Origin of the sequence: Streptomyces sp. NPDC001599 (assembly GCF_042893535.1) — a bacterium.
Lineage (GTDB): Bacteria > Actinomycetota > Actinomycetes > Streptomycetales > Streptomycetaceae > Streptomyces.
In genome coordinates this window covers 256,720-278,121 of sequence record NZ_JBIAVA010000011.1, presented here as the reverse complement: position 1 = coordinate 278,121, position 21,402 = coordinate 256,720, and the positions used below count along the sequence as shown (strand labels likewise).

Sequence of the window (21,402 nt, the reverse complement as noted above, 5' to 3'; positions counted from 1 at the left end):
CGCGGACGTCAAGGCAAGAAGCCCCGCGCCGGGGGGAGGCGCGGGGCTTCTTCGGGGGACCGGGCGGCTGAGCAACGGGGGGAGCACCTCAGCCGCCCGGCGTGTGCGGGAGCCGCCCCGGAAGGCGGGGGGGCGACGTACGGCCGTCAGGCCTTCGCCAGCTCCTTCTCGCCGCCCTGCCCGGGCAGGTCCGGCGCGCTGTCGCCGTCGTCGGCGGCGGCGCCGTGGCCGTCGTCCAGGAGGGTCTTCTCGTCGAACGGGGCCCGGCCGGCCAGCACCTCGTTGACCCGGTCCTTGTCGATCTCCTTGGTCCAGGTGCCGATGAGGACGGTGGCGACGGCGTTGCCGCCGAAGTTGGTCAGGGCGCGGGCCTCGCTCATGAAGCGGTCGATGCCGACGATCAGACCGATGCCGTCCACCAGGGCGGGCTTGTGCGACTGGAGGCCGCCGGCCAGCGTGGCGAGTCCGGCGCCGGAGACACCGGCGGCGCCCTTGGAGGCCACCAGCAGGAAGAGCAGCAGCGGGATCTGCTCGCCGATCGACATCGGCGTGCCCATGGCGTCCGAGATGAACAGCGAGGCCATGGTCATGTAGATCATGGTGCCGTCGAGGTTGAACGAGTAGCCGGTCGGGACGGTGATGCCGACCACCGGCTTGCTGACGCCCAGGTGCTCCATCTTCGCGATGAGGCGCGGCAGCGCCGACTCGGAGGAGGAGGTGGAAAGGATCAGCAGGAACTCGCGGCCCAGGTACTTGAAGAGCGAGAAGACGTTGATCCCGGCGACGACGCGCAGCACCGTGCCGAGCACCACGAAGAGGAAGAGGACACAGGTCACGTAGAAGCCGAGCATCAGCACGGCCAGGCTCTTGAGGGCGTCGACGCCCGCCGAGCCGGTGACGGCGGCGATGGCGCCGAAGGCACCCACCGGGGCGGCCCACATGATCATGGCCAGGACGCGGAAGACCAGCCGCTGGATGTGCTCGATGCCGCGCAGGACGGGCTGCCCGGCGGAGCCCATGGCCTGCAGGGCGAAGCCGCAGAGCAGGGCGATCAGCAGGGTCTGGAGCACCTCGCCCGCGGTGAAGGCGGAGACGATCGTCGTCGGGATGATGCCCATCAGGAAGTCGACGGTGCCCTTGGCCTCCGCGTCGACCTGCGCCTGACCGGTCTCCTTGACGGCGTCGGTGACCGCGAGGCCCGTGCCCGGGTCCAGGATGTTGCCGACGATCAGGCCGATGGCGAGCGCCACCAGCGACATGACCAGGAAGTAGCCCAGGGCGATACCGCCGACCGCGCCGACCTTGGCGGCCTTGCGGACCGAGCCGATGCCCAGCACGATCGTGCAGAAGATGATCGGCGAGATCATCATCTTGATCAGGTTCACGAAGCCGGTGCCGAGCGGCTTCAGCTCGGTGGCGAAGTCGGGGGCGGCCAGACCGACGGCGATACCGAGGGCGACCGCGATGATCACGGCGATGTAGAGATAGTGCGTGCGGTCGCGCTTGGCTTTGGGTGCGGCAGGTGCCGTAGCGGCGTTGCTGGTCACGGCTGCCCTCCTTGACGGCGTCGTCGGTACTCACCGGCGTGCGGCTCACGTCCGGGGGTTTGTATCGGGGATGCGGTGACTATCTCCCGGCGTGTGAGCGCGGTCACCCTTGCGTTCATTTAGTTCACAATCAAGCCACGAGGGAGACTGGCGGCATGCACCTCCGTGTCCCGAGACCCCGCAGCCTGGCCGGGCAGCTGTTCGCCATGCAGGCCGTACTGATAGCGGTCGTCGTGGTCGGGTACGCGCTGTTCAGCTACATCAGCGACCGGGGGCAGGCGGAGGAGGCGGCCGGGCGCCAGGCCAGGGCGGTGTCGCTGGCGATCGCCGACTCGCCGTCCGTGGCGGAGGCGATCCGCACCCCGGACCCGACGGCGCGCCTCCAGCCGTACGCGGTGCGGGTGATGCGGGACACCGACGTGGACTTCGTGACGATCATGAATCCGGAGGGCATCCGCTGGACCCACCCCGACCCGAAGCAAATCGGCCATCCCTTCCAGGGCCACATCGAGCGGGCGCAGCGGGGGCAGACCTTCACCGAGACCTACACGGGCACGCTCGGCCCCTCGGTGCGGGCGGTCACACCGATCGTGGACGACGGCCGGATCGTCGGCCTGGTCAGTGCCGGGATCAAGGTCGAGGAGATCAGCAAGCGGGCGCAGGAGCAGCTCACGGCCCTGTCGGGGGTGGCGGCGGGAGCGCTGCTGCTCGGCGCGGTCGGGACGTACGTGATCAACGCGCGGCTGCGCCGGCACACGCACGGCATGAACGCCGACGAGCTGAGCCGGATGCACGACTACCATCAGGCGGCGCTGCACGCGGTGCGGGAGGGACTGCTGATGCTGGACGGGCAGTACCGTGTCGCGCTGATCAACGACGGCGGACGGGAGCTGCTCGGCGTGCGCGGTGACGTGGTCGGCGCCTCGGTGGCGGACCTGGGGCTGCCGTCGCCGCTGACGGGGGCGCTGCTGGCCTCGGAGCCGCGGGTGGACGAGGTGCACCTGGCGGCGGAGCGGGTGCTGGTGGTGAACACCTCGCCGGTCTCCGGCGGTGAGCGCCGGGGCACGGTGGTGACACTGCGGGACGTGACGGAACTGCAGTCGCTGACGGGCGAGCTGAACTCGGAGCGCGGTTTCACCCAGGCGCTGCGCTCACAGGCGCACGAGGCGGCGAACCGGCTGCACACGGTCGTCTCGCTGATCGAGCTGGGGCGGGCGGAGGAGGCCGTGGAGTTCGCGACCGCGGAGCTGGAGCTGGCGCAGGCCCTCACCGACCAGGTGGTGGCCGCGGTGAGCGAGCCGGTGCTCGCGGCGCTGCTGCTGGGCAAGACGGCGCAGGCCAACGAGCGGGGAGTGGAGCTGGTGGTGTCGCAGGACAGCCGACTGGACGACGGGCTGCTGCCGCCGTCGCTGCCCGCCCGGGACCTGGTGACGATCCTGGGCAACCTGGTGGACAACGCGGTGGACGCCACCCAGGGGGCGGTGCCGTCGCGGGTGACGGTGGCGGCCTACACGGAGGATGCCGGTTCCGGCGGCTCCGAGCTGGTGCTGCGGGTGTCGGACACCGGCGCCGGGGTCGACCCCGCCCACGCCGACCTGGTCTTCCAGCGGGGCTACTCGACCAAGCCGGCCGGGGAGGGCGGACGCGGCCTGGGCCTCGCCCTGGTCCGGCAGGCGGTGCGGCGGCACGGCGGCACCCTGACCGTGGCGGAGGCGGAGGGCGGCGGCGCCCGCTTCGAGGCACGGCTGCCGCTGGGCGAGGCCGGGGGCGGCGGGACGGCACCGGCCGCGGTGTCGGGCGGCAGACCGGGCGCCGGGGGTGCGGTGTGAGCACCGACTCGCAGCCCATCCGGGTCCTGGTCGTCGAGGACGACCCGGTCGCCGCCGACGCGCACGTGATGTACGTCGGCCGGGTGCCGGGGTTCGTCGCGGTCGGCAAGGCGCACACGGGTGCGGAGGCCCGCCGCATGCTGGACCGCACGCCGGTCGACCTGCTCCTGCTCGACCTGCACCTGCCGGACGTGCACGGACTCCAGCTGGCCCGCTCGCTGCGTGCGGCGGGACACCACACCGACGTGATAGCGGTGACGTCGGCGCGGGACCTGACGATGGTGCGCGAGGGGGTCTCGCTGGGCGTCGTCCAGTACGTCCTGAAGCCCTTCACCTTCGCCACCCTGCGCGACCGCCTGGTGCGGTACGCGGAGTTCCGGGGCACCGCCGGGGAGGCCAGCGGCCAGGACGAGGTGGACCGCGCCCTGGCCACGCTCCGCGCCCCCGGCCCGGCGGCCCTGCCCAAGGGCTTGAGCGGCCCGACGCTGGAGCGGGTGACGGGCGCCCTGCGCGGCTCGTCCGAGGGCCTCACGGCGGCCGGGGTCGCCGAGGCGGTGGGCATCTCCCGCATCACGGCCCGGCGTTACCTGGAGCACCTGGTGGACGCGGGCCGGGCGGGCCGGAGCCCGCAGTACGGTCAGGTGGGGCGGCCGGAGTTGGTCTACCGGTGGGTGCGGGGGCGGTGAGCCGTACGCCGGGGGACGGCTCACGCCGCCTTCGCGTACCAGACGACCTGCCCGGCGAGCCCCGCCACGGCGAGCGCCTCCAGCACCGAGAGCGCGACGAGCAGCCGGGTGGTGTCCCCGTTCACCCAGAAAACGACCAGCGCCGCCAGCGGTACCGCGCAGAACGCCGTCAGGTCGATCACGGTCTGGATCGTCTTCCGGGACCGGCGCCGGGTGTCGCTCCGGTGGTACGCCTCCCAGCCGAAGGTGGCGAACCCGCTGCTGTGCGCCGCGAGTTCGGCCAGCTTCGGCCCCAGATCGTCCCGGACGTAGAGTCCGATCGCCGAGATCTTCTCGTCGTTGACGAGGTAGGTCCACCCGAGGACGAGGCACACGGGCGGCAGCGCGAGCAGCATCGAGGGCTGCCTGGCCTGTGCCGTGGCGGCGATGACGGCGGCCACGACGGCCAGCGTCACGTAGAGGAGGTTGTCCCGGAACCCGATCCTCGCCCTCTGCTCGCTCTTCACGCTCTCGTACTCGGCGAGCAGCAACTGCCCGACGGTTACGTTCTGTTCCGGCACGTGGTTCCCTTCTCCCGGTGATGGCTGCCGACTATGCCCGACACCCCGCGTACCGCCCAGCCCCACCCCGAGGCACCACCGCCCACATCCGCGTCCCGCCGCCGGGCTCCCGCGCCTCCCCGAACCCCCACTCCCCCTCGCAGGCCCGCACCACGCACCCCAGCACCCGCAGCGCCGCCCGCCTGCGCGCATCGCAGGCCGCGACCAGACGGGGGTGCTCGTGCCGCCGGTGACCGTCGTAGAACACCACCCGCAGTGCGCCCTCCCGGTAGCGCAGCAACACGTAGACCTCGTCCCTCGGCGTGAACCGGCAGGCGCAGGACGCGAGTTCCCCGACCGCCTGGACCACAGCGTCCGCCATGTCGTCCAGCCCGTGCCCGTGCAGCACGGCCCGGGTGGTGACGCGCGCGATCCGCGGGCTGGCCGGACCGCCGGGCAGAGTGAAGCTGTACGTCAGCATGTCGGGCGACGGCGGTGCGACGTCCGACTCCTCGGCGAGGACGGGGCAGGCGAAGACGGCTCCGGGCACGAGCGCGGGCATGGGCAACTCCCTTGTTGATTACGAGTGTTCGATAGCGCGTCGGCACTCGACCGGTGGTGGCCTGTCTCCCTGGGGCGGGCCCACCCCTCCCAGGGAAGGAGGACGCGGGCAGGCTCGCGCGATGCACTTCCAACGGCGTCGGACCGTAAGCGGCGCATCACTGAATGTACGGCCTGTAGTGGCACGTGTGCCACCTACTCTCTCGTATTGCCCACTTCACGTTGGACTCGTGCAACGCACCCAGTGCAGACTTGACCCCGTCAGTCACGGAGAAGGGGCATCAATGCCGACACGGCCCGCGCCGACGGAACGTCAGAAGCGCCTCGGTGCCGAGCTGCGCAGCATGCGCCTCGCCGCCGGGCGGACGACGGAGTACGCCGCCGGGCTGCTGGGGCTGGACCGCACGAAGGTGTCCAACATGGAGTCGGGTGTCCGGGCCATCTCACCGGACCGCGTCCGCATACTCGCCAACAACTACGAGTGCGCGGACGAAGGGTACGTCGAGGCTCTGGTCGCCATCGCAGACGTGGGCAAACGGGGCTGGTGGCAGCAGTACCGGGGGACTCTCCCCCAAGGGCTACTGGACGTTGCCGAGCTGGAGTGGTTCGCCACCCGGCTGCGGAGCTACCAGACCGTGCACGTACCGGGGCTGCTGCAACTCGGCGAGTACGCCCGCGCCGTCTTCGCCGCTGCGCTTCCGCCCCTGCCCGACTCGGAGGTCGAGCTACGCGTCGTACAGCGTCTGCGGCGTCAGCAGGTTCTGGAGCGCGACAGTCCCGTCGCGTACGTGGCGTACGTGCACGAGTGGGCTCTGCGGATGCAGTTCGGCGGGCGTCGCGTCATGCGCGAGCAGTTGCACCATCTCTGCCGGGTCTCCGAGCGCGACAACGTCGAATTGCGCGTGCTCCCCGTCGAGGCCGGTGCCTTTCCCGGTGCCGGGCACGCCGTGCTCTACGCGGACGGCCCGGTTTCCCGGCTCGACACCGTTCAGCTGGACTCCGCGCACGGCGGCGAGTTCACCCACTCCGAGGCCCAGCTCGCCAAGTACCGGACGCACATGGGCTGGTGGCAGAGCCACACACTCAGCCCCGAGGACTCGCGCGACCTCATCCATTCCATCGCCCGACAGCTCTGACCCCCGAGAGGCCACCATGCCGGACATCACCTGGGAAGACCCCTTCTGCGCCGAGGGCAACAACTGCTTCCGCATAGGCACCGACCTCCGAGGCAACGCCTACATCGCCGTCGCCGGGCAGGAGGACCGCTACGTCACCGACACCGGCGAAGCCCTCCGCGCCCTCATCCGCGACATCAAGGCCGGCAAGGCCGATCACCTCCTCCAGGGGTAATCCCGCGCACACGCATTGACCTGACTAGACCATTCCTCTTACGTTCGCCACGCAGCCGTCCAGGCCACAGTGTCGTGTGCCCGTAGGAGGTCATGCCCGTGCGTCCCACCGTCCGGTCCACCGCCCTGTTCACCCTCACCGCGCTCGCCGCCACCTCGCTCGCCGCCTGCTCAAGCGGCTCCGGCAGCGATCCGGACACGGTGAAGGTCTCCTTCAAGCAGTCGACGGACAACTCCATCAAGGTGATGGACACCTACCTCGGCGACATCAAGAAGCAGTTCGAGAAGGCCAACCCGGGGAAGAAGGTCGAGCTGGTGCCGATCAAGGCACCGGACTCGGAGTACTACACCAAGCTCCAGCAGATGCTCCGCTCCCCCAAGACCGCCCCCGACCTGGTCTACGAGGACACCTTCCTCATCAACTCCGACATCACCAGCGGGTACCTGAAGCCGATCGACGAGTACCTGGCCAAGTGGCAGGACTGGGACCAGTTCATCGACACGGCGAAGGCGGCGGCGAAGGGCGAGGACGGGAAGACGTACGGCGTGCCGGACGGGACGGACACGCGCGGCCTGTGGTTCAGCAAGGACGTGTTCGCCAAGGCGGGGCTGCCCGCCGACTGGCAGCCGAAGACCTGGGACGAGGTCCTCGACGCCGCCCGCACCATCAAGGAGAAGGTCCCCGGGGTCACTCCGATGAACGTCTACACGGGCAAGCCCGCCGGCGAGGCCGCGACCATGCAGGGCTTCGAAATGCTGCTGTACGGCACGGGGGACGGTGGCGCCGATCCGCTGTACGACAAGGGCGGCAAGAAGTGGATCACGGCGGGGCAGGGGTTCAAGGACTCTCTCGCCTTCGTCGAGACCGTGTACAAGGAGAAGCTCGGTCCGGAGGTCTCCGACGCGCTCGACCCCAACTTCGGCACCAAGGTGCGCGGTGAGCTGCTGCCGCAGGGCAAGCTCGGGATCGCGCTCGACGGCTCCTGGCTGCCGCAGGACTGGCTGGAGGGCAGCGGGCACGAGTGGCCCGAGTGGTCGAAGGAGCTGGGGCTCGCCGCCATGCCGACCCAGAACGGGCAGGCCCCGGGTCGGGTGAGCATGTCGGGCGGCTGGACCTGGGCCATCCCGGCCAAGGCGGGCAACCCCGACCTGGCCTTCGAGTTCATCAAGACGATGCAGACCAAGGCGAACGCCCAGAAGTGGTACGTCGCCAACTCCGGCATCTCCGTCCGCGAGGACGTCGCCGACGACCCCGCCTACGTCGACGCCCAGCCCGGCATCAAGTTCTTCACCGACCTCGTCGCCGACACCCACTACCGGCCCGCCTACCCGGCGTACCCGAAGGTGTCCGTCGCCATCCAGGAGGCCATGGAGGGCGTGACGACCGGTGACAAGTCGGTCGAGGAGGCGGCGCGCGGCTACGACGAGGCGCTCAAGGAGGCGACCGACAACCAGGTGGTGAGCAAGTGACGGCGACCGCGCCGGGGCACGCCGGGCCGAAGGTGCGGAAGGCGCCTGCGTCTTCCGCCTCCGGCACCCGGTCCGGCGGCGTCCGCCGCTCCCTCTTCCGTGCCCTGCCCGTCTCCCCCGCCGTCGTCCTGCTGCTGCTCTTCCTCGCCGGTCCGATCGTCTACTGCGTCGTCATCGCCTTCACCGACCTCCAGCTCACCGGGCAGGCGCAGGAGTCCTTCGTCGGGTTCGACAACTTCACCCGCGCGTTCAAGGACGAGGCGTTCCTCAACGCCGTATGGCTGACCCTGGTCTTCACCGTGCTGTCCTCGCTGATCGGACAGAACACCCTGGGGCTGGCCCTGGCCTCGCTGATGCAGCGGGCCTCGAAGCCGGTCCGCACGCTCACCGGTGGCATCGTTGTCACGGCCTGGGTGCTGCCGGAGGTGGTGGCCGGCTTCCTGCTCTACGCCTTCTTCCGGCGCGAGGGCACCCTCAACGCCATCCTGGACTGGCTCCACCTGCCCTCCCAGAACTGGCTGTTCACGCTGCCGATCCTGGCGGTGTCCTTCGCCAACGTGTGGCGGGGCACGGCGTTCTCGATGCTGGTGTACTCGGCCGCGCTGAACGAGATCCCCAAGGAGGTCACCGAGGCCGCCGAGGTCGACGGCGCGAGCGGCTGGCGCCGCATGTGGCACATCACGCTGCCGATGATCCGGCGCTCCATCGGCACCAACCTGATGCTCAACACGCTCCAGACCCTGTCGGTCTTCGGGCTGATCTGGGTGATGACGCGGGGCGGGCCGAGCGGCAAGAGCCAGACGCTGCCGCTGTTCATGTACGAGCAGGCCTTCCAGAACAGCCTGATCGGGTACGGCACGGCGGTGGCGCTGCTGCTGTTGCTGATCGGCTCGCTGTTCTCGGTCGTGTACCTGCGTCTGCTGCGGACGGAGGTCTGAGATGACGGACACGATCGCGCCCCGCCAGGCGTCCCGGCCATCCCGGCGTACGACCCCCGCCTCCCGGCGCAACCGGCGCCGCACCGCAGCCGATGCCGGGCTGCTGGTGGCGGCCGCGGCCTTCGTACTGCCGCTGGCCTGGGTGGTGCTGTCCGCCCTCGACCCGCACGCGAGCCTGCGGGTCAAGGTCCCCGACGGCGTCACCCTGGACAACTTCGACGCGATCCTCACCCCGGAGATCACCTTCACCCCGCTGCTCAACAGCCTGATCCTGTGCGGCGGGGCGACGCTGCTGACGGTGGTGTGCGCGGTGCTCGCGGCGTATCCGCTCTCCCGCTTCCGGTCGCGGCTGAACCGGCCGTTCCTGCTCACCATCCTGTTCGCGACCAGCCTGCCGATCACGGCGATCATGGTGCCCGTCTACGCCCTGTTCGTGCGGGTCAACATGATCGACACCATGCAGGGGACGATCTTCTTCTTCGCCGCCTCGCAGCTGCCCTTCGCGATCTGGCTGATGAAGAACTTCATGGACGGGGTGCCGAAGGAGCTGGAAGAGGCGGCGTGGACGGACGGGGCGTCGTCCTTCCAGTCGCTGCTGCGGATCGTGCTGCCGCTGATGGGGCCGGGGGTGGCGGTGGTGACGGTGTTCTCGTTCGTGATGATGTGGGGGAACTTCTTCGTCCCCTTCATGCTGCTGCTCTCCCCGGACCAGATGCCCGCCTCGGTCAGCATCAACGACTTCTTCGGCAACCGGGGCATGGTGGCGTACGGACAGCTGGCGGCGTTCTCGATCGTCTATTCCACGCCGGTCGTGCTGCTCTACGTGCTGATCTCCCGGCGGCTGGGCGGCGGCTTCGCGCTGGGCGGGGCGGTGAAGGGGTAGGGGCAGGGGCAGGTGAGGGGGCGCACCCGGGTCCGCGCGCCCCCGTACGTTCCTACAATCCGTATCGCTGGCCGAACAGCCCGTAGTCAGCATCGCCCCGGACCCCTACGGTGTGGCGCGTGCGCCGACCCTCACCCGGCCCGAGCCAGTCGGGCCCTCCGTTCAACGCCCTCGCCGCCCGCCGGCTGCGTGCCGCCCTCAACATGGGGCCCGAGCACGTCGCCCACGGCATACGCGTCTCGTACGGGCTGCCGTACGTCTCCCCCGACCTCGTCGTCGCCTGGGAGCGGGGGACGGCCTTCCCCGAGGGGCCGGAGCTGACCGCGCTCGCCGGGGTGCTGTGGTGCTCGCCCGGTGAGCTGATCGGGCGGCCGCAGTCCCTGCGCGAGCACCGCGTCGCCCGCGGTCTGGCACCCGAGGACGTGGCACGTGCGGTCGGGCTCGGGCTCCCGGCCTACCTCCGGATGGAGGAGGCGGACGACTGGCGCGGCACCGACCGTCAGTCGGCCATGCTCGCCGACGTGCTCGGTCTCACGCTGCCCGACTTCGTGACCGTCACGGGGCGTGAGGAGAAGCTGGCCGACCTGCTGACGAGCGCGGTGACCACGCGCTGGCAGGGCTGTGTGCGCCCGATCGCCAAGCTGGCACCGCTGGACCGGCGCGTCCTGGAGAACGTCCTCCAGGTGCTGCACCAGGACTACCAGGGGCGGATGGCCGCCACCCTCAGCTGGGGCGGCGGCGCCCCCGACTCGAGCGCCGGGGGCCGGGACTTCCTCGACCGGATCGTGGACCACTTCTGGACGGCGGTCGAGAAGCACCCGTAAGCGGGTCCGAGTCCGGAGATCCGGGGTCTAGAAGACCGACTCCGCCTCGTCCATCCGGTCCTTCGGGACCGTCTTCAGCTCGGTGACCGCCTCCGCCAGCGGCACCATCACGACGTCGGTGCCACGCAGCGCCGTCATCCGGCCGAAGTCGCCCCGGTGCGCGGCCTCCACCGCGTGCCAGCCGAAGCGGGTGGCGAGGACACGGTCGTACGCGGTCGGTACGCCGCCGCGCTGGACGTGGCCGAGGATGACCGGCTTGGCCTCCTTGCCGAGCCTGCGCTCCAGCTCGAAGGCGAGTGCGGTGCCGATGCCCTGGAAGCGCTCGTGGCCGAACTTGTCGATGGCGCCCTTGCCGTAGTCCATGGAGCCCTCGGCCGGGTGGGCGCCCTCGGCGACGCAGACGACGGCGAACTTCTTGCCGCGGGAGAAGCGCTCCTCGACCATCTTGACCAGGTCGGCGGGGTCGAAGGGGCGCTCGGGCAGGCAGATGCCGTGGGCACCGGCGGCCATGCCGGACTCCAGGGCGATCCAGCCGGCGTGCCGGCCCATGACCTCGACGACCATCACGCGCTGGTGGGACTCGGCGGTGGTCTTCAGCCGGTCCATCGCCTCGGTCGCGACGCCGACGGCGGTGTCGAAGCCGAAGGTGCGGTCGGTGGAGGAGATGTCGTTGTCGATGGTCTTCGGCACGCCGACCACCGGGAGCCCGGCGTCGGACAGCATCCGGGCGGCGGTGAGCGTGCCCTCGCCGCCGATCGGGATCAGGGCGTCGATGCCGAAGTTCTGGATCATGTCGCCGGCGTTCTCGCAGGCCTCGCGGAGCCGGTCGCGCTCCAGGCGGGAGGAGCCGAGGATGGTGCCGCCGCGGGCGAGGATGCCGCTGACCGCGTTGAGGTCGAGGGTGCGGTAACGGCCGTCCAGCAGCCCCGCGTAGCCGTCCTCGAAGCCGATGACCTCGTCGCCGTAGTTGTCCACCGCTCGGTGCACGACCGACCGGATCACTGCGTTCAGGCCGGGGCAGTCGCCGCCTGCGGTGAGAACTCCGATACGCATCGTGCTGTGTCTCCTGCTCGCTGTTGACACCGGTGAGCCGAATCAATTGTTTCACGGCCCGGGCGGCGGCGGACGCTGACGGGCGCCCTAACCATCGCCGGAGGTACTGTCAAGAGGATTCCGCTCCCCCCTACGAAACGGAGAGCACGCGTGACGCGCAGCGTGTACGTGACCGGTATCGACCGCGGCGACGGCCGCCAGGTCGTCGAGCTGGGGGTGATGGAACTCCTGACCCGGCAGGTCGACCGGGTCGGTGTCTTCCGTCCCCTGGTGCACGACGGGCCCGACCGGCTCTTCGAACTGCTGCGCGCCCGCTACCGGCTCTCGCAGGACCCCGCGACGGTCTACGGCATGGACTACCAGGAGGCCTCCCTCCTCCAGGCCGAACAGGGCGTGGACGAGCTGGTGTCCGCGCTGGTCGACCGCTTCCACCTGGTCGCGCGGGACTACGACGTCGTCCTCGTCCTCGGCACCGACTACGCCGACACCCAGTTCCCGGACGAGCTGTCGCTGAACGCGCGGCTCGCCAACGAGTTCGGCGCCTCGGTCCTTCCCGTGGTCGGGGGCCGCAAGCAGAGTGCCGACTCGGTGCTGGCCGAGACCCACAACGCCTTCCGCGCCTACGACGGCCTCGGCTGCGACGTCCTCGCCATGGTGACCAACCGGGTCGCGCGCGAGGACCGGGACGAGATCGCCGAGCGGCTCGCGCACCGGCTGCCGGTGCCGTGCTGGGTGGTGCCGGACGAGCCCGCACTGTCCGCGCCGACCGTCTCCCAGATCGCGCACGCCCTGGGCGCCGAGATCGTCCTCGGCGACGACTCCGGGCTCGCCCGCGACGCGCTGGACTTCGTCTTCGGCGGGGCCATGCTGCCCAACCTGCTGGCCGCGCTGACTCCGGGCTGCCTGGTCATCACGCCCGGCGACCGCGCCGACCTGGTGATCGGCACGCTGGCCGCGCACAGCGCCGGCACCCCGCCGATAGCCGGCGTCCTGCTGACCCTGAACGAGGTGCCCGGCGAGGGCATCCTCACCCTGGCCGCCCGGCTGGCCCCCGGCACCCCGGTGCTCTCGGTGCCGGGCACCAGCTTTCCCACCGCCGAGCAGCTCTTCTCCCTGGAGGGCAAGCTGGGCGCTGCCACCCCGCGCAAGGCGGAGACCGCCCTCGGCCTCTTCGAGCGGTACGTCGACACCGCCGAGCTGAACCGGCGGGTCTCCGCGCCCAGCAGCGACCGCGTCACGCCGATGATGTTCGAGCACAAGCTCCTGGAGCAGGCCCGCTCCGACCTGCGCCGGGTGGTCCTGCCGGAGGGCACCGAGGAGCGGGTGCTGCACGCGGCGGAGGTGCTGCTGCGCCGGGGCGTGTGCGAGCTGACGCTGCTCGGTCCGGTCGAGCAGATCCGCAAGAAGGCCGCCGACCTGGGCATCGACCTGGCCGGCGCCGAGCTGATCGACCCGGCCGCCAGCGAGCTGCGCGACTCCTTCGCCGAGAAGTACGCCGCCCTGCGCGCCCACAAGGGCGTGACCGTGGAGCTGGCGTACGACGTGGTCTCGGACGTGAACTACTTCGGCACGCTGATGGTGCAGGAAGGGTTCGCCGACGGCATGGTGTCGGGGTCCGTGCACTCGACGGCGGCGACCATCCGGCCCGCCTTCGAGATCATCAAGACCAAGCCGGACGCCGCCATCGTCTCCTCCGTCTTCTTCATGTGCCTGGCCGACAAGGTGCTGGTCTACGGCGACTGCGCGGTCAATCCCGACCCGAACGCCGAGCAGCTCGCCGACATCGCCACGCAGTCGGCGTCGACGGCGGCGCGGTTCGGGGTGGAGCCGCGGATCGCGATGCTGTCGTACTCGACCGGCACGTCCGGTTCCGGCGCGGACGTCGACAAGGTGCGCGAGGCCACCGAGCTGGTCCGCTCGCGCCGCCCGGACCTGAGCATCGAGGGGCCGATCCAGTACGACGCGGCGGTCGAGCCGTCGGTGGCCGCGACCAAGCTGCCCGGGTCGGCGGTCGCCGGGCAGGCCAGCGTGCTGATCTTCCCCGACCTGAACACCGGCAACAACACGTACAAGGCGGTGCAGCGCTCGGCCGGTGCCATCGCGGTCGGCCCGGTCCTCCAGGGCCTGCGCAAGCCGGTCAACGACCTGTCCCGGGGCGCGCTCGTGCAGGACATCGTCAACACCGTCGCCATCACGGCGATCCAGGCCCAGCAGTCCCCGACCGAGAAGGCGTCCGCCCAGTGAGCTCCACGCGTGTCCTCGTCCTCAACTCCGGCTCCTCGTCGGTGAAGTACCAGCTGATCGACATGCGCGACGGGGAGCGGCTGGCGGCCGGGCTGGTCGAGCGCATCGGCGAGCGGACGTCGCGGCTGATCCACACCCACGTGGCCGCCGGCGACACCCGGGAGCAGGAGGGCCCGATCGCCGACCACGAGGCCGCCCTGAAGGCGGTCGCCGCCGAGCTGGGCCGGGACGGTCTGGGCCTGGACTCCCCGGAGCTGGCCGCGATCGGGCACCGGGTGGTGCACGGCGGCGAGTTCTTCAGCGAGCCCACTCTCGTCGACGAGAACGTGCTCACGGAGATCGAGCGGCTGATCCCGGTCGCGCCGCTGCACAACCCGGCCAACCTCACCGGCATCCGCACCGCGCAGGCGCTCCGTCCCGACCTGCCGCAGGTGGCGGTCTTCGACACCGCGTTCCACACGACGATGCCCGAGTCCGCGGCGCGCTACGCGATCGACCCGAAGATCGCCGACCGGTACCGCATCCGCCGCTACGGCTTCCACGGCACCTCGCACGCGTACGTCTCCCGCGAGACCGCGCGGCTGCTGGGCAGGGCGCCGGGGGACGTGAACGTGATCGTGCTGCACCTGGGCAACGGGGCGTCCGCCTCGGCCGTGCGGGGCGGCCGGTGCGTGGACACCTCCATGGGGCTGACGCCTTTGGAGGGTCTCGTGATGGGTACGCGCTCGGGAGACATGGACCCGGCCGTCATCTTCCATTTGATGCGTGTTGGCAAAATGTCCGCCGACGAGATCGACACTCTTCTCAACAAGAGGAGCGGTCTGTTCGGTCTGTGCGGTGACAACGACATGCGGGAGATCCGCCGCCGGGTGGACGAGGGCGACGAGCAGGCGGGGCTGGCCTTCGACATCTACATTCACCGGCTCAAGAAGTACATCGGCGCCTATTACGCCGTTCTCGGGCGCGTGGACGCCGTGGCGTTCACGGCGGGGGTCGGGGAGAACTCGGCGCCGGTGCGCGAGGCGGCCGTGGCCGGCCTTGAGGGGCTCGGCCTGGCGGTCGACGGCGGACTGAACGCCGTACGCGGCGACGGAGCCCGGCTGATCTCGCCCGCGGGGGCGCGGGTGGCGGTGGCGGTGGTACCGACGGACGAGGAAATGGAGATCGCGACACAGACCTACGCGCTGGTAAATGAATCGGGAAATCCCCGTCTCACCTGAGCGGCATCCCGCCCTTTTGTATTTTCCGCCAGACGGAATATTCCGCGCCGAAACAAACCGATAGGATGGCACCCATGCGCCGTTCGAAAATCGTCTGTACTCTCGGCCCCGCGGTCGACTCCCACGAGCAGCTCGTCACGCTGATCGAAGCCGGCATGAACGTGGCCCGCTTCAACTTCAGCCACGGCACCCACGCCGAGCACCAGGGCCGCTACGACCGGGTCCGGGCCGCCGCCAAGGAGACCGGCAGGGCCATCGGTGTCCTCGCCGACCTGCAGGGCCCGAAGATCCGCCTGGAGACCTTCGCGGAGGGTCCCGTCGAGCTGGTGCGCGGTGACGAGTTCACCATCACCGCCGAGGACGTCCCGGGCGACAGGACGATCTGCGGCACGACGTACAAGGGCCTGCCCGGTGACGTCACCAAGGGCGACCAGGTGCTCATCAACGACGGCAACGTCGAGCTGAAGGTCACCGAGGTCGAGGGCCCCCGGGTGAAGACGATCGTCATCGAGGGCGGCGTCATCTCCGACCACAAGGGCATCAACCTGCCCGGCGCGGCGGTCAACGTCCCCGCGCTGAGCGAGAAGGACGTCGAGGACCTCCGCTTCGCGCTGCGCATGGGCTGCGACCTGGTCGCCCTCTCCTTCGTCCGGGACGCCAAGGACGTCGCCGACGTGCACCGCGTCATGGACGAGGAGGGCCGCCGGGTCCCGGTGATCGCCAAGGTGGAGAAGCCCCAGGCGGTCGACAACATGGAGGACGTCGTGATGGCGTTCGACGGCGTGATGGTCGCGCGTGGCGACCTGGCCGTCGAGTACCCGCTCGAGAAGGTCCCCATGGTGCAGAAGCGCCTGATCGAGCTGTGCCGGCGCAACGCCAAGCCGGTGATCGTGGCGACCCAGATGATGGAGTCGATGATCACCAACTCCCGTCCGACCCGCGCCGAGGCCTCCGACGTGGCCAACGCGATCCTGGACGGCGCCGACGCGGTCATGCTGTCCGCCGAGTCGAGCGTGGGCGCGTACCCGATCGAGACCGTCAAGACGATGTCGAAGATCGTCACCGCCGCCGAGCAGGAGCTGCTCTCCAAGGGCCTCCAGCCGCTGGTGCCGGGCAAGAAGCCGCGCACACAGGGCGGTTCGGTGGCCCGTGCGGCCGCCGAGATCGCCGACTTCCTGGGCGGCAAGGGCCTGGTGGCCTTCACCCAGTCCGGCGACACCGCCCGCCGGCTCTCCCGCTACCGCGCGGCCCAGCCGATCCTCGCCTTCACCACCGACGAGTCCACCCGCAACCAGCTGGCGCTCAGCTGGGGCGTGGAGCCGCACGTGGTGCCGTTCGTGAACACCACGGACGAGATGGTGGACCTGGTGGACCAGGAGACGGCCCGCCTCGGCCGGTTCAGCGACGGCGACATCGTCGTGATCACCGCCGGTTCGCCCCCCGGCGTGCCCGGCACCACCAACATGGTGCGGGTCCTCCACCTGGGCGAGACGCGCCGCGGCTGACCGCCCCCGCCCCGCCTCTCCGTCGTACGCACCGAGGGCGCCCCCTGTCGCAGGGGGCGCCCTCGGGCGTGGTGCGGGCGTGCTCAGTCGGTCGTGTACTGGTGCAGTCCCGGGATGTGGAGCGTGCCGCCGAACTGGCCGGCCTGGACGACCGTCACCTTGGTGAAGTAGATCAGCGGGATGTCCAGGGGCGGCGGGTGCTCCGGGTCGAAGGTGATCGGGATCAGCCCGAGCAGGTTGCCCGAGATGCTCTCGGTGTACATCACCGTGTCGCCGTCGCGGATCGTGGACGTCGAGCCCTTGGCCGCCTGTACGTGGTAGGTCTTGCCGGCCTGCTTGTCCTTCACGGTCTGGTGCAGGTCGCCGATGTCGGTGCCGTCGGAGATGACGTACTTCAGCACCTTCTTGGTGGTGCCGTTGGCCGTCTTCACCTGGACGACCCCCTCGTAGGAGGCGCCCTTCAGCAGCAGCGAGCTGGCGTTGAGGTACCACGGGTCGTCGGGCAGCGGCACCTTGTTGTCGACGCCGCCCTCCTCGTCGGTGGCGACCGGGCAGTCTTCGGCGTCGGTGCCTGAGGCGCTCTCGGAGGCGCTGGGGCTGGGCGTGGCGGTGGCGTCCTCCTCGGCCTTCGCCGCGTCCTCCTTCGCCTTCTCCGCCGCCTCCTTGGCCGCCTCGGCCGCCTTGTCCACCGTGTCCTTGGTGTCCTCGGCCGCCTTCGACGCCGTGTCGGTGGCGCCCTCGACGGTGTCCTTCACCGTGCCGGTGACCTCGTCGGTCGTGTCCTTCAACGCGCCGGACGCGTCCGACGCGTCGCCCGCGCTCTCGGACGCCGAGGGGGTCGGCGTGGGGCTCGGGGTCTCCTCGGCCTTCTTGCCGCCGGTGAAGATGCCCTCGATGGCGTCGCCGAGGCCCTCCAGCAGACCGCCCTTGTCCTCCGACTCGGACGGCGAGGGCTCCGTGGCACTCTGGCCGGACGCCTCCTGGCTCTGCGACGCGGAGGGGCTCGGGGCGGGGTCGGCCTTGTCGTCCCCGGCGCCCTTGTCGTCCTCGTCGTCGGAACCTGAATCCGGCGAAGAGGAGTCGCCCTTGTCCGTGCCGGAGTCCTTGTCCCCGGTGGAGGCCGAGGGGTCGGGCTCCTTCGCGTCGTCCTTGCCGTCCTCGGCCCCGTCACTCGCCGAGGGCGAGGGGGTGGGCGACTCGGACGGGTCCTTCTCGGCGTCCTCGAGGGCCGCCACGCAGTCCTTGTACTCGTCGGCCGTCAGGCTGTTGGAGGGCGGCGCCGCGTCGTTGCCGTCGGCGAGGGCGAGCGTCGGCGTGAACCCCATCCCCATGAGGACGGCCGTGGGCATCGCCGCGATGGCTATCGCCTTGCCGGCCGGCATGTGGAACCTGGTGAACAACGGCTTCTTGGGTGCCGCGTGGCGCGGCCCGGTTCTCACACGGGACGACTCCACGTCAGTCCCGCGGGTCACCTCGTCAGCCGGCACTGTGCCTCCCGTTCGCCCCGTTGGCCGGGCTCGTTCCTGACAGATCGTGCGCCCCCGGTGCCGTGAAGGCCTGGGAGGGCTCCCCGTCGTCCATGCCGCCCCTCGGCCCCGGCACCGCGGGGCCGGACGCCCGGGTCCCGGGCTCCGGGAAGCCGGGGAACGCGCTGTCGTCGGCCGCGGTTCCGGGGACCACGCCCTCGGGCGCGTCGTCCGTGCCCTTGCCCTCCAGCGGCGGCTCGGCCCGCGGCGGTTCGCCCGGCACCCACGACACGGCCATGGCCCCGCCGATGAGCGAGAACAGGAAACCGATGACGAATCCACCGAAGTTGGACACCGGGATGGAGACCAGCCCCAGGAGGATCGCCGCGACGCCGGCAAAAACCCGGATGTGCTTCTGGAACCAGAGGCTGACACCCAGGACGACCAGCAGCACACCGATGATCAACGATCCGGCACCCGCGGTCGTGGACATCGCGAGCGTCAGGTGCCCGATCTGGAGGTTCGCGTACGGGAAGTACATGATCGGGAAGCCGCCGAGGGCAACGAACAGGCCGGCCCAGAACGGCCGTGTGCCCCGCCAGGCACGGAACTGCAGCCTTCGGCGAGTGAACTGGCCGTCGGCGGCAGGAGTCTCGGCGCTCATGGAAAACAGCTCCCTGGTACGGCTTTGCTGTGGTGGAGAGGGGCCGCGCGCAGACGGGCGCGGCGCGAGAGTCGACGGGCGGGGGTGCCGTCAGCGCCCCCGCCCGTCAGCGAGTGCTTAGTAGCACTCCTTGACGCCCTTGGACAGCGACATCTTCAGTCCGCTGAGCTTGAAGGTTCCGGCAGTGGTCGCCCACGCCGTCTGCTTCACGTCGGTGAGGACGGCCGACTCGGCCTGCTGGCCGAACCCGTACTTGTTGGCCGTCTCCTTCCCGCCCTTCATACCGGGACCGGGGCCGTCCTTCATGTCCCCGGCAGCCACGCCGATGTCGATGTTCTTGAACGTGGCGTCGGCCTGAAGGTCCTCGACGTCGATGAAGAGGTTCTCCGCGTGGACCGGCGTACCCTTGCCACCGGCCTTCAGAGTGAGGCTCACCGAGCCGATGAACGGCAGATCCGGGGTGACCACGGACTGGCACATGTTCGTGATGTCCGCCGACGAGAACGCCGAGACCGCGACGGGGTGAGCCGTCTTCTCGCCCTTCAGCGTGTAACCCGAGTCGATCGCTCCGTACTGCGAGAAGCCCGTGCCTTCGAGCTTGTCCGCCGTCACCTTGAACGACTGGCCCGACACGCTGAACGACGCGGCGAGAGCGCCCTGCGCGAGGGCGACACCTATCGCAGCCGTGGCGGCCACGCTGGGCACCATCACCACGGCGAACCGCTTCCATCTGGTCCCGCCACGCACCTGGGACTCCATATTTCCTCCTTCTCGGACGTACATCTCCTGGCCTCGGCCCCGTCGCCAGTCGGCGACTCGGCCCGGCAGGGATGGGAGAAGTGCTACGTCCTCGGGAAGGAGAGCGCCTGTCCTCGGCGGCACGTACCACGCGCCCGAACAACCGGCGATCACCCCCGAGCGACAACCACTGGTCGCGCCTGACACGCATCACGCACAACCCTGCTGGACAGGCTTCGCCGGATGAGCGAAGACCCCCCTGCCCAAGGGCCGGCATCACTGCCGCCGACCCTGCTCGGTGGGGACCCAGGAACCCCCGCGACCCGACCGGCTGTCGGGGTACGGGAATGGACCGAGCGTCGCCGATCGTGGTGCATTCTCGCCGTCGGCACAAGGGGGTTCGTTACTGGCTAGTAGCGGCCGTGTGACCGCGGGACGACGCACCGGGCCCGAACGGCGACGCTGGGTGTGTCATGGGGGCGGAACAAAACTATTGATCGATGGACAGAGTCCGACAGATCGACGCCCTCGACTTACTGGCAGTAACAGCGGCCGCGATTACCAAGTTTTGGTAAAGCGCGGCCGCAGTGACGCCTCTTCGACAGCTCCTTCACATACGCAACACGCCGACGGTGTTTAGAACGCCGATCCCGGAGCGCCGACCGGAAGCCGTCCTAGAACAGGGCCCGCGCGAGCGCCCGGCGCGCAGCGGCCACCCGCGGATCGTCGGCACCGACCACCTCGAACAGCTCCAGCAGCCGCAGCCGGACGGCGTCCCGGTCCTCGCCCGCCGTGACGCGCACCGTGTCGATGAGGCGCCCGAAGGCGTCCTCCACGTGACCGCCCACCAGGTCCAGGTCGGCGGCGGCGATCTGCGCCTGGGCGTCGCCCGGCTTGTCGGCCGCTTCCTGACGGACCTTCTGCGGATCGGCGTTCTGCACCCGCTGGAGCAACTCGGCCTGGGCCAGGCCCAGTTTGGCCTCCGTGTTGCCCGGCTCCTCGGCCAGCACGTTCTTGTAGGCCTGGACGGCACCGCCCAGGTCGCCCGCGTCCATCGCCTGGACGGCGGCGTCGAGGGCCGCGTCGTGCGGCCCGGCGGGGCGCTCGGGGGCGGCGGGCCGCTCGGCGCCCGGCTCCGCCTCGGGGTCGACGACGAGACCGGTCAGGCCGAAGCGCTCCTCGCCGACCTGCACCAGCTGGTCCAGGGTCTGACGGATCTGCTGCTCGCCCGCGGCCCCCTGGAAGAGCGGCAGCGCCTGTCCGGCGACGACCGCGAACACGGCCGGGATGCCCTGGACGCCGAACTGCTGCATCAGCATCTGGTTGGCGTCGACGTCGATCTTTGCGAGGAGGAAGCGCCCGTTGTACTCGACGGCGAGCCGCTCCAGGACCGGGCTCAACTGCTTGCAGGGCTCGCACCACTCGGCCCAGAAGTCGATGACGACCGGGACCTCGGTGGACCGCTGCAGGACATCGCTCTCGAAGCCGGCCTCGTCGACGTCGATGACGAGGTCGGCCGGGGAGACGGCGCCCGCGCCGCCGGTCCGGGCCGCCTCGGCGCGCGCCTGCTCCGCCTTCGCCCTGGCCTCCTGGGCCTGCTTCACCGCGGCGAGGTCGACGACCCCGCTCATGGACATGTTCCGTGGCTGCATGGGTCTATCCTCCCCCGTACGGCGCGCGCGTGTGAAAACCGGGTCGAAAGCCCGCCCGGATGTGTGCTGTTCGGCGTGTGTACTGCCCGACATGCGTACTGCTCGGCGCCGGGTCCCCACCCCACGCCCGTGGTCGTCGCTGGGGCGCGGGCGGACCCGCGCTTTCGCTACGAGTCGTAGCGTAATGCCAGGACGGCCCGTCGGAACACCCCACCGCCAGACCCCGTCGCGGTG

General features: G+C 70.4%; 19 protein-coding genes. 11 read left to right on the top strand and 8 right to left on the bottom strand.

The genetic code is table 11. The features are described 5' to 3' along the window. Positions 1-146 precede the first annotated feature (146 nt). Positions 147-1,547 (bottom strand): cation:dicarboxylate symporter family transporter, encoded by a 1,401-nt coding sequence (locus tag ACFYZ3_RS27270; RefSeq protein WP_388522772.1) that lies wholly within the window; start codon positions 1,545-1,547, stop codon positions 147-149. A gap of 155 nt (positions 1,548-1,702) precedes the next feature. Here ACFYZ3_RS27270 and ACFYZ3_RS27265 point away from each other — a divergent pair, with 155 nt between their 5' ends. Next, complete coding sequence (locus ACFYZ3_RS27265) at positions 1,703-3,376, top strand: ATP-binding protein (RefSeq protein ID WP_388522769.1); 1,674 nt, start codon at positions 1,703-1,705, stop codon at positions 3,374-3,376. Further along, positions 3,373-4,062 carry a response regulator gene (locus ACFYZ3_RS27260; protein ID WP_388522767.1) on the top strand — a complete coding sequence of 230 codons (690 nt, stop codon included), beginning with the start codon at positions 3,373-3,375 and terminating at the stop codon, positions 4,060-4,062. Before ACFYZ3_RS27265 ends, ACFYZ3_RS27260 begins: the two co-directional genes overlap by 4 nt. A 20-nt stretch (positions 4,063-4,082) precedes the next feature. Here the strand turns inward: ACFYZ3_RS27260 and ACFYZ3_RS27255 are convergent, their stop codons facing one another. Then, positions 4,083-4,622: a hypothetical protein gene (locus ACFYZ3_RS27255; protein ID WP_388522764.1), complete on the bottom strand. Its 540-nt coding sequence runs from the start codon at positions 4,620-4,622 to the stop codon at positions 4,083-4,085. 31 nt (positions 4,623-4,653) lie between these two features. After that, on the bottom strand, positions 4,654-5,163 hold the full coding sequence (locus tag ACFYZ3_RS27250) for an ATP-binding protein (protein ID WP_388522761.1): 510 nt from the start codon (positions 5,161-5,163) through the stop codon (positions 4,654-4,656). A 283-nt stretch (positions 5,164-5,446) separates the two neighbouring features. Between ACFYZ3_RS27250 and ACFYZ3_RS27245 the strand changes: the two genes are divergently transcribed. The 6 genes from ACFYZ3_RS27245 (at position 5,447) to ACFYZ3_RS27220 (ending at position 10,626) form a co-directional block, all read left to right on the top strand. Next, positions 5,447-6,298: a helix-turn-helix transcriptional regulator gene (locus tag ACFYZ3_RS27245; RefSeq protein WP_388522758.1), complete on the top strand. Its 852-nt coding sequence runs from the start codon at positions 5,447-5,449 to the stop codon at positions 6,296-6,298. A gap of 16 nt (positions 6,299-6,314) precedes the next feature. Next, complete coding sequence (locus ACFYZ3_RS27240) at positions 6,315-6,512, top strand: hypothetical protein (protein WP_388522755.1); 198 nt, start codon at positions 6,315-6,317, stop codon at positions 6,510-6,512. 92 nt (positions 6,513-6,604) lie between these two features. Then, the gene (locus ACFYZ3_RS27235) at positions 6,605-7,981 is read left to right on the top strand and encodes an extracellular solute-binding protein (RefSeq protein WP_388522752.1); all 1,377 of its coding nucleotides are present in this window, start codon (positions 6,605-6,607) and stop codon (positions 7,979-7,981) included. After that, complete coding sequence (locus ACFYZ3_RS27230; RefSeq protein WP_388522749.1) at positions 7,978-8,919, top strand: carbohydrate ABC transporter permease; 942 nt, start codon at positions 7,978-7,980, stop codon at positions 8,917-8,919. The genes ACFYZ3_RS27235 and ACFYZ3_RS27230 overlap by 4 nt, the downstream gene beginning before the upstream one ends. A 1-nt stretch (position 8,920) precedes the next feature. Continuing rightward, positions 8,921-9,802 carry a carbohydrate ABC transporter permease gene (locus tag ACFYZ3_RS27225; RefSeq protein WP_388522747.1) on the top strand — a complete coding sequence of 294 codons (882 nt, stop codon included), beginning with the start codon at positions 8,921-8,923 and terminating at the stop codon, positions 9,800-9,802. A 110-nt stretch (positions 9,803-9,912) separates the two neighbouring features. Continuing rightward, positions 9,913-10,626 (top strand): helix-turn-helix domain-containing protein, encoded by a 714-nt coding sequence (locus ACFYZ3_RS27220; RefSeq protein ID WP_388522744.1) that lies wholly within the window; start codon positions 9,913-9,915, stop codon positions 10,624-10,626. A gap of 27 nt (positions 10,627-10,653) precedes the next feature. Here ACFYZ3_RS27220 and ACFYZ3_RS27215 read toward each other — a convergent pair whose 3' ends face one another. Beyond that, the gene (locus ACFYZ3_RS27215) at positions 10,654-11,679 is read right to left on the bottom strand and encodes an ATP-dependent 6-phosphofructokinase (RefSeq protein WP_373902351.1); all 1,026 of its coding nucleotides are present in this window, start codon (positions 11,677-11,679) and stop codon (positions 10,654-10,656) included. 150 nt (positions 11,680-11,829) lie between these two features. Between ACFYZ3_RS27215 and pta the strand changes: the two genes are divergently transcribed. The 3 genes from pta to pyk all read left to right on the top strand — a co-directional run bounded on the left by pta (position 11,830) and on the right by pyk (position 16,648). Further along, positions 11,830-13,923: a phosphate acetyltransferase gene (gene pta, locus ACFYZ3_RS27210; protein ID WP_388522741.1), complete on the top strand. Its 2,094-nt coding sequence runs from the start codon at positions 11,830-11,832 to the stop codon at positions 13,921-13,923. Continuing rightward, complete coding sequence (locus ACFYZ3_RS27205; protein WP_388522739.1) at positions 13,920-15,143, top strand: acetate kinase; 1,224 nt, start codon at positions 13,920-13,922, stop codon at positions 15,141-15,143. The genes pta and ACFYZ3_RS27205 overlap by 4 nt, the downstream gene beginning before the upstream one ends. 74 nt (positions 15,144-15,217) lie before the next feature. Next, the gene (gene pyk / locus ACFYZ3_RS27200) at positions 15,218-16,648 is read left to right on the top strand and encodes a pyruvate kinase (RefSeq protein WP_109033482.1); all 1,431 of its coding nucleotides are present in this window, start codon (positions 15,218-15,220) and stop codon (positions 16,646-16,648) included. Between the two features lie 83 nt (positions 16,649-16,731). On the opposite strand, the gene ACFYZ3_RS27195 is transcribed toward pyk, so the two are convergent. The 4 genes from ACFYZ3_RS27195 to ACFYZ3_RS27180 all read right to left on the bottom strand — a co-directional run bounded on the left by ACFYZ3_RS27195 (position 16,732) and on the right by ACFYZ3_RS27180 (position 21,168). Next, complete coding sequence (locus tag ACFYZ3_RS27195; RefSeq protein ID WP_388522736.1) at positions 16,732-18,135, bottom strand: hypothetical protein; 1,404 nt, start codon at positions 18,133-18,135, stop codon at positions 16,732-16,734. Beyond that, positions 18,125-18,778: a DUF6114 domain-containing protein gene (locus tag ACFYZ3_RS27190; RefSeq protein WP_388522733.1), complete on the bottom strand. Its 654-nt coding sequence runs from the start codon at positions 18,776-18,778 to the stop codon at positions 18,125-18,127. The genes ACFYZ3_RS27195 and ACFYZ3_RS27190 overlap by 11 nt, the downstream gene beginning before the upstream one ends. Before the next feature lie 117 nt (positions 18,779-18,895). After that, entirely contained in the window at positions 18,896-19,537 is a 642-nt protein-coding gene (locus ACFYZ3_RS27185) for a DUF6230 family protein (protein WP_388522731.1), read from the bottom strand. A gap of 653 nt (positions 19,538-20,190) precedes the next feature. Beyond that, positions 20,191-21,168, bottom strand: a complete 978-nt coding sequence (locus tag ACFYZ3_RS27180; protein WP_388522728.1) for a tetratricopeptide repeat protein — start codon at positions 21,166-21,168, stop codon at positions 20,191-20,193. Positions 21,169-21,402 lie beyond the last annotated feature (234 nt).

What these genes read in the sequence shown, in the direction of transcription:
- ACFYZ3_RS27265 (WP_388522769.1), top strand. Translation starts at nt 1,703, where the DNA reads ATGCACCTCCGTGTCCCGAGACCCCGCAGCCTGGCCGGGCAGCTGTTC.
- ACFYZ3_RS27180 (WP_388522728.1), bottom strand. Translation starts at nt 21,168, where the DNA reads ATGCAGCCACGGAACATGTCCATGAGCGGGGTCGTCGACCTCGCCGCG.
- ACFYZ3_RS27225 (WP_388522747.1), top strand. Translation starts at nt 8,921, where the DNA reads ATGACGGACACGATCGCGCCCCGCCAGGCGTCCCGGCCATCCCGGCGT.
- pyk (WP_109033482.1), top strand. Translation starts at nt 15,218, where the DNA reads ATGCGCCGTTCGAAAATCGTCTGTACTCTCGGCCCCGCGGTCGACTCC.
- ACFYZ3_RS27190 (WP_388522733.1), bottom strand. Translation starts at nt 18,778, where the DNA reads ATGAGCGCCGAGACTCCTGCCGCCGACGGCCAGTTCACTCGCCGAAGG.
- ACFYZ3_RS27215 (WP_373902351.1), bottom strand. Translation starts at nt 11,679, where the DNA reads ATGCGTATCGGAGTTCTCACCGCAGGCGGCGACTGCCCCGGCCTGAAC.
- ACFYZ3_RS27245 (WP_388522758.1), top strand. Translation starts at nt 5,447, where the DNA reads ATGCCGACACGGCCCGCGCCGACGGAACGTCAGAAGCGCCTCGGTGCC.
- ACFYZ3_RS27235 (WP_388522752.1), top strand. Translation starts at nt 6,605, where the DNA reads ATGCCCGTGCGTCCCACCGTCCGGTCCACCGCCCTGTTCACCCTCACC.
- ACFYZ3_RS27250 (WP_388522761.1), bottom strand. Translation starts at nt 5,163, where the DNA reads ATGCCCGCGCTCGTGCCCGGAGCCGTCTTCGCCTGCCCCGTCCTCGCC.
- ACFYZ3_RS27240 (WP_388522755.1), top strand. Translation starts at nt 6,315, where the DNA reads ATGCCGGACATCACCTGGGAAGACCCCTTCTGCGCCGAGGGCAACAAC.
- ACFYZ3_RS27185 (WP_388522731.1), bottom strand. Translation starts at nt 19,537, where the DNA reads ATGGAGTCCCAGGTGCGTGGCGGGACCAGATGGAAGCGGTTCGCCGTG.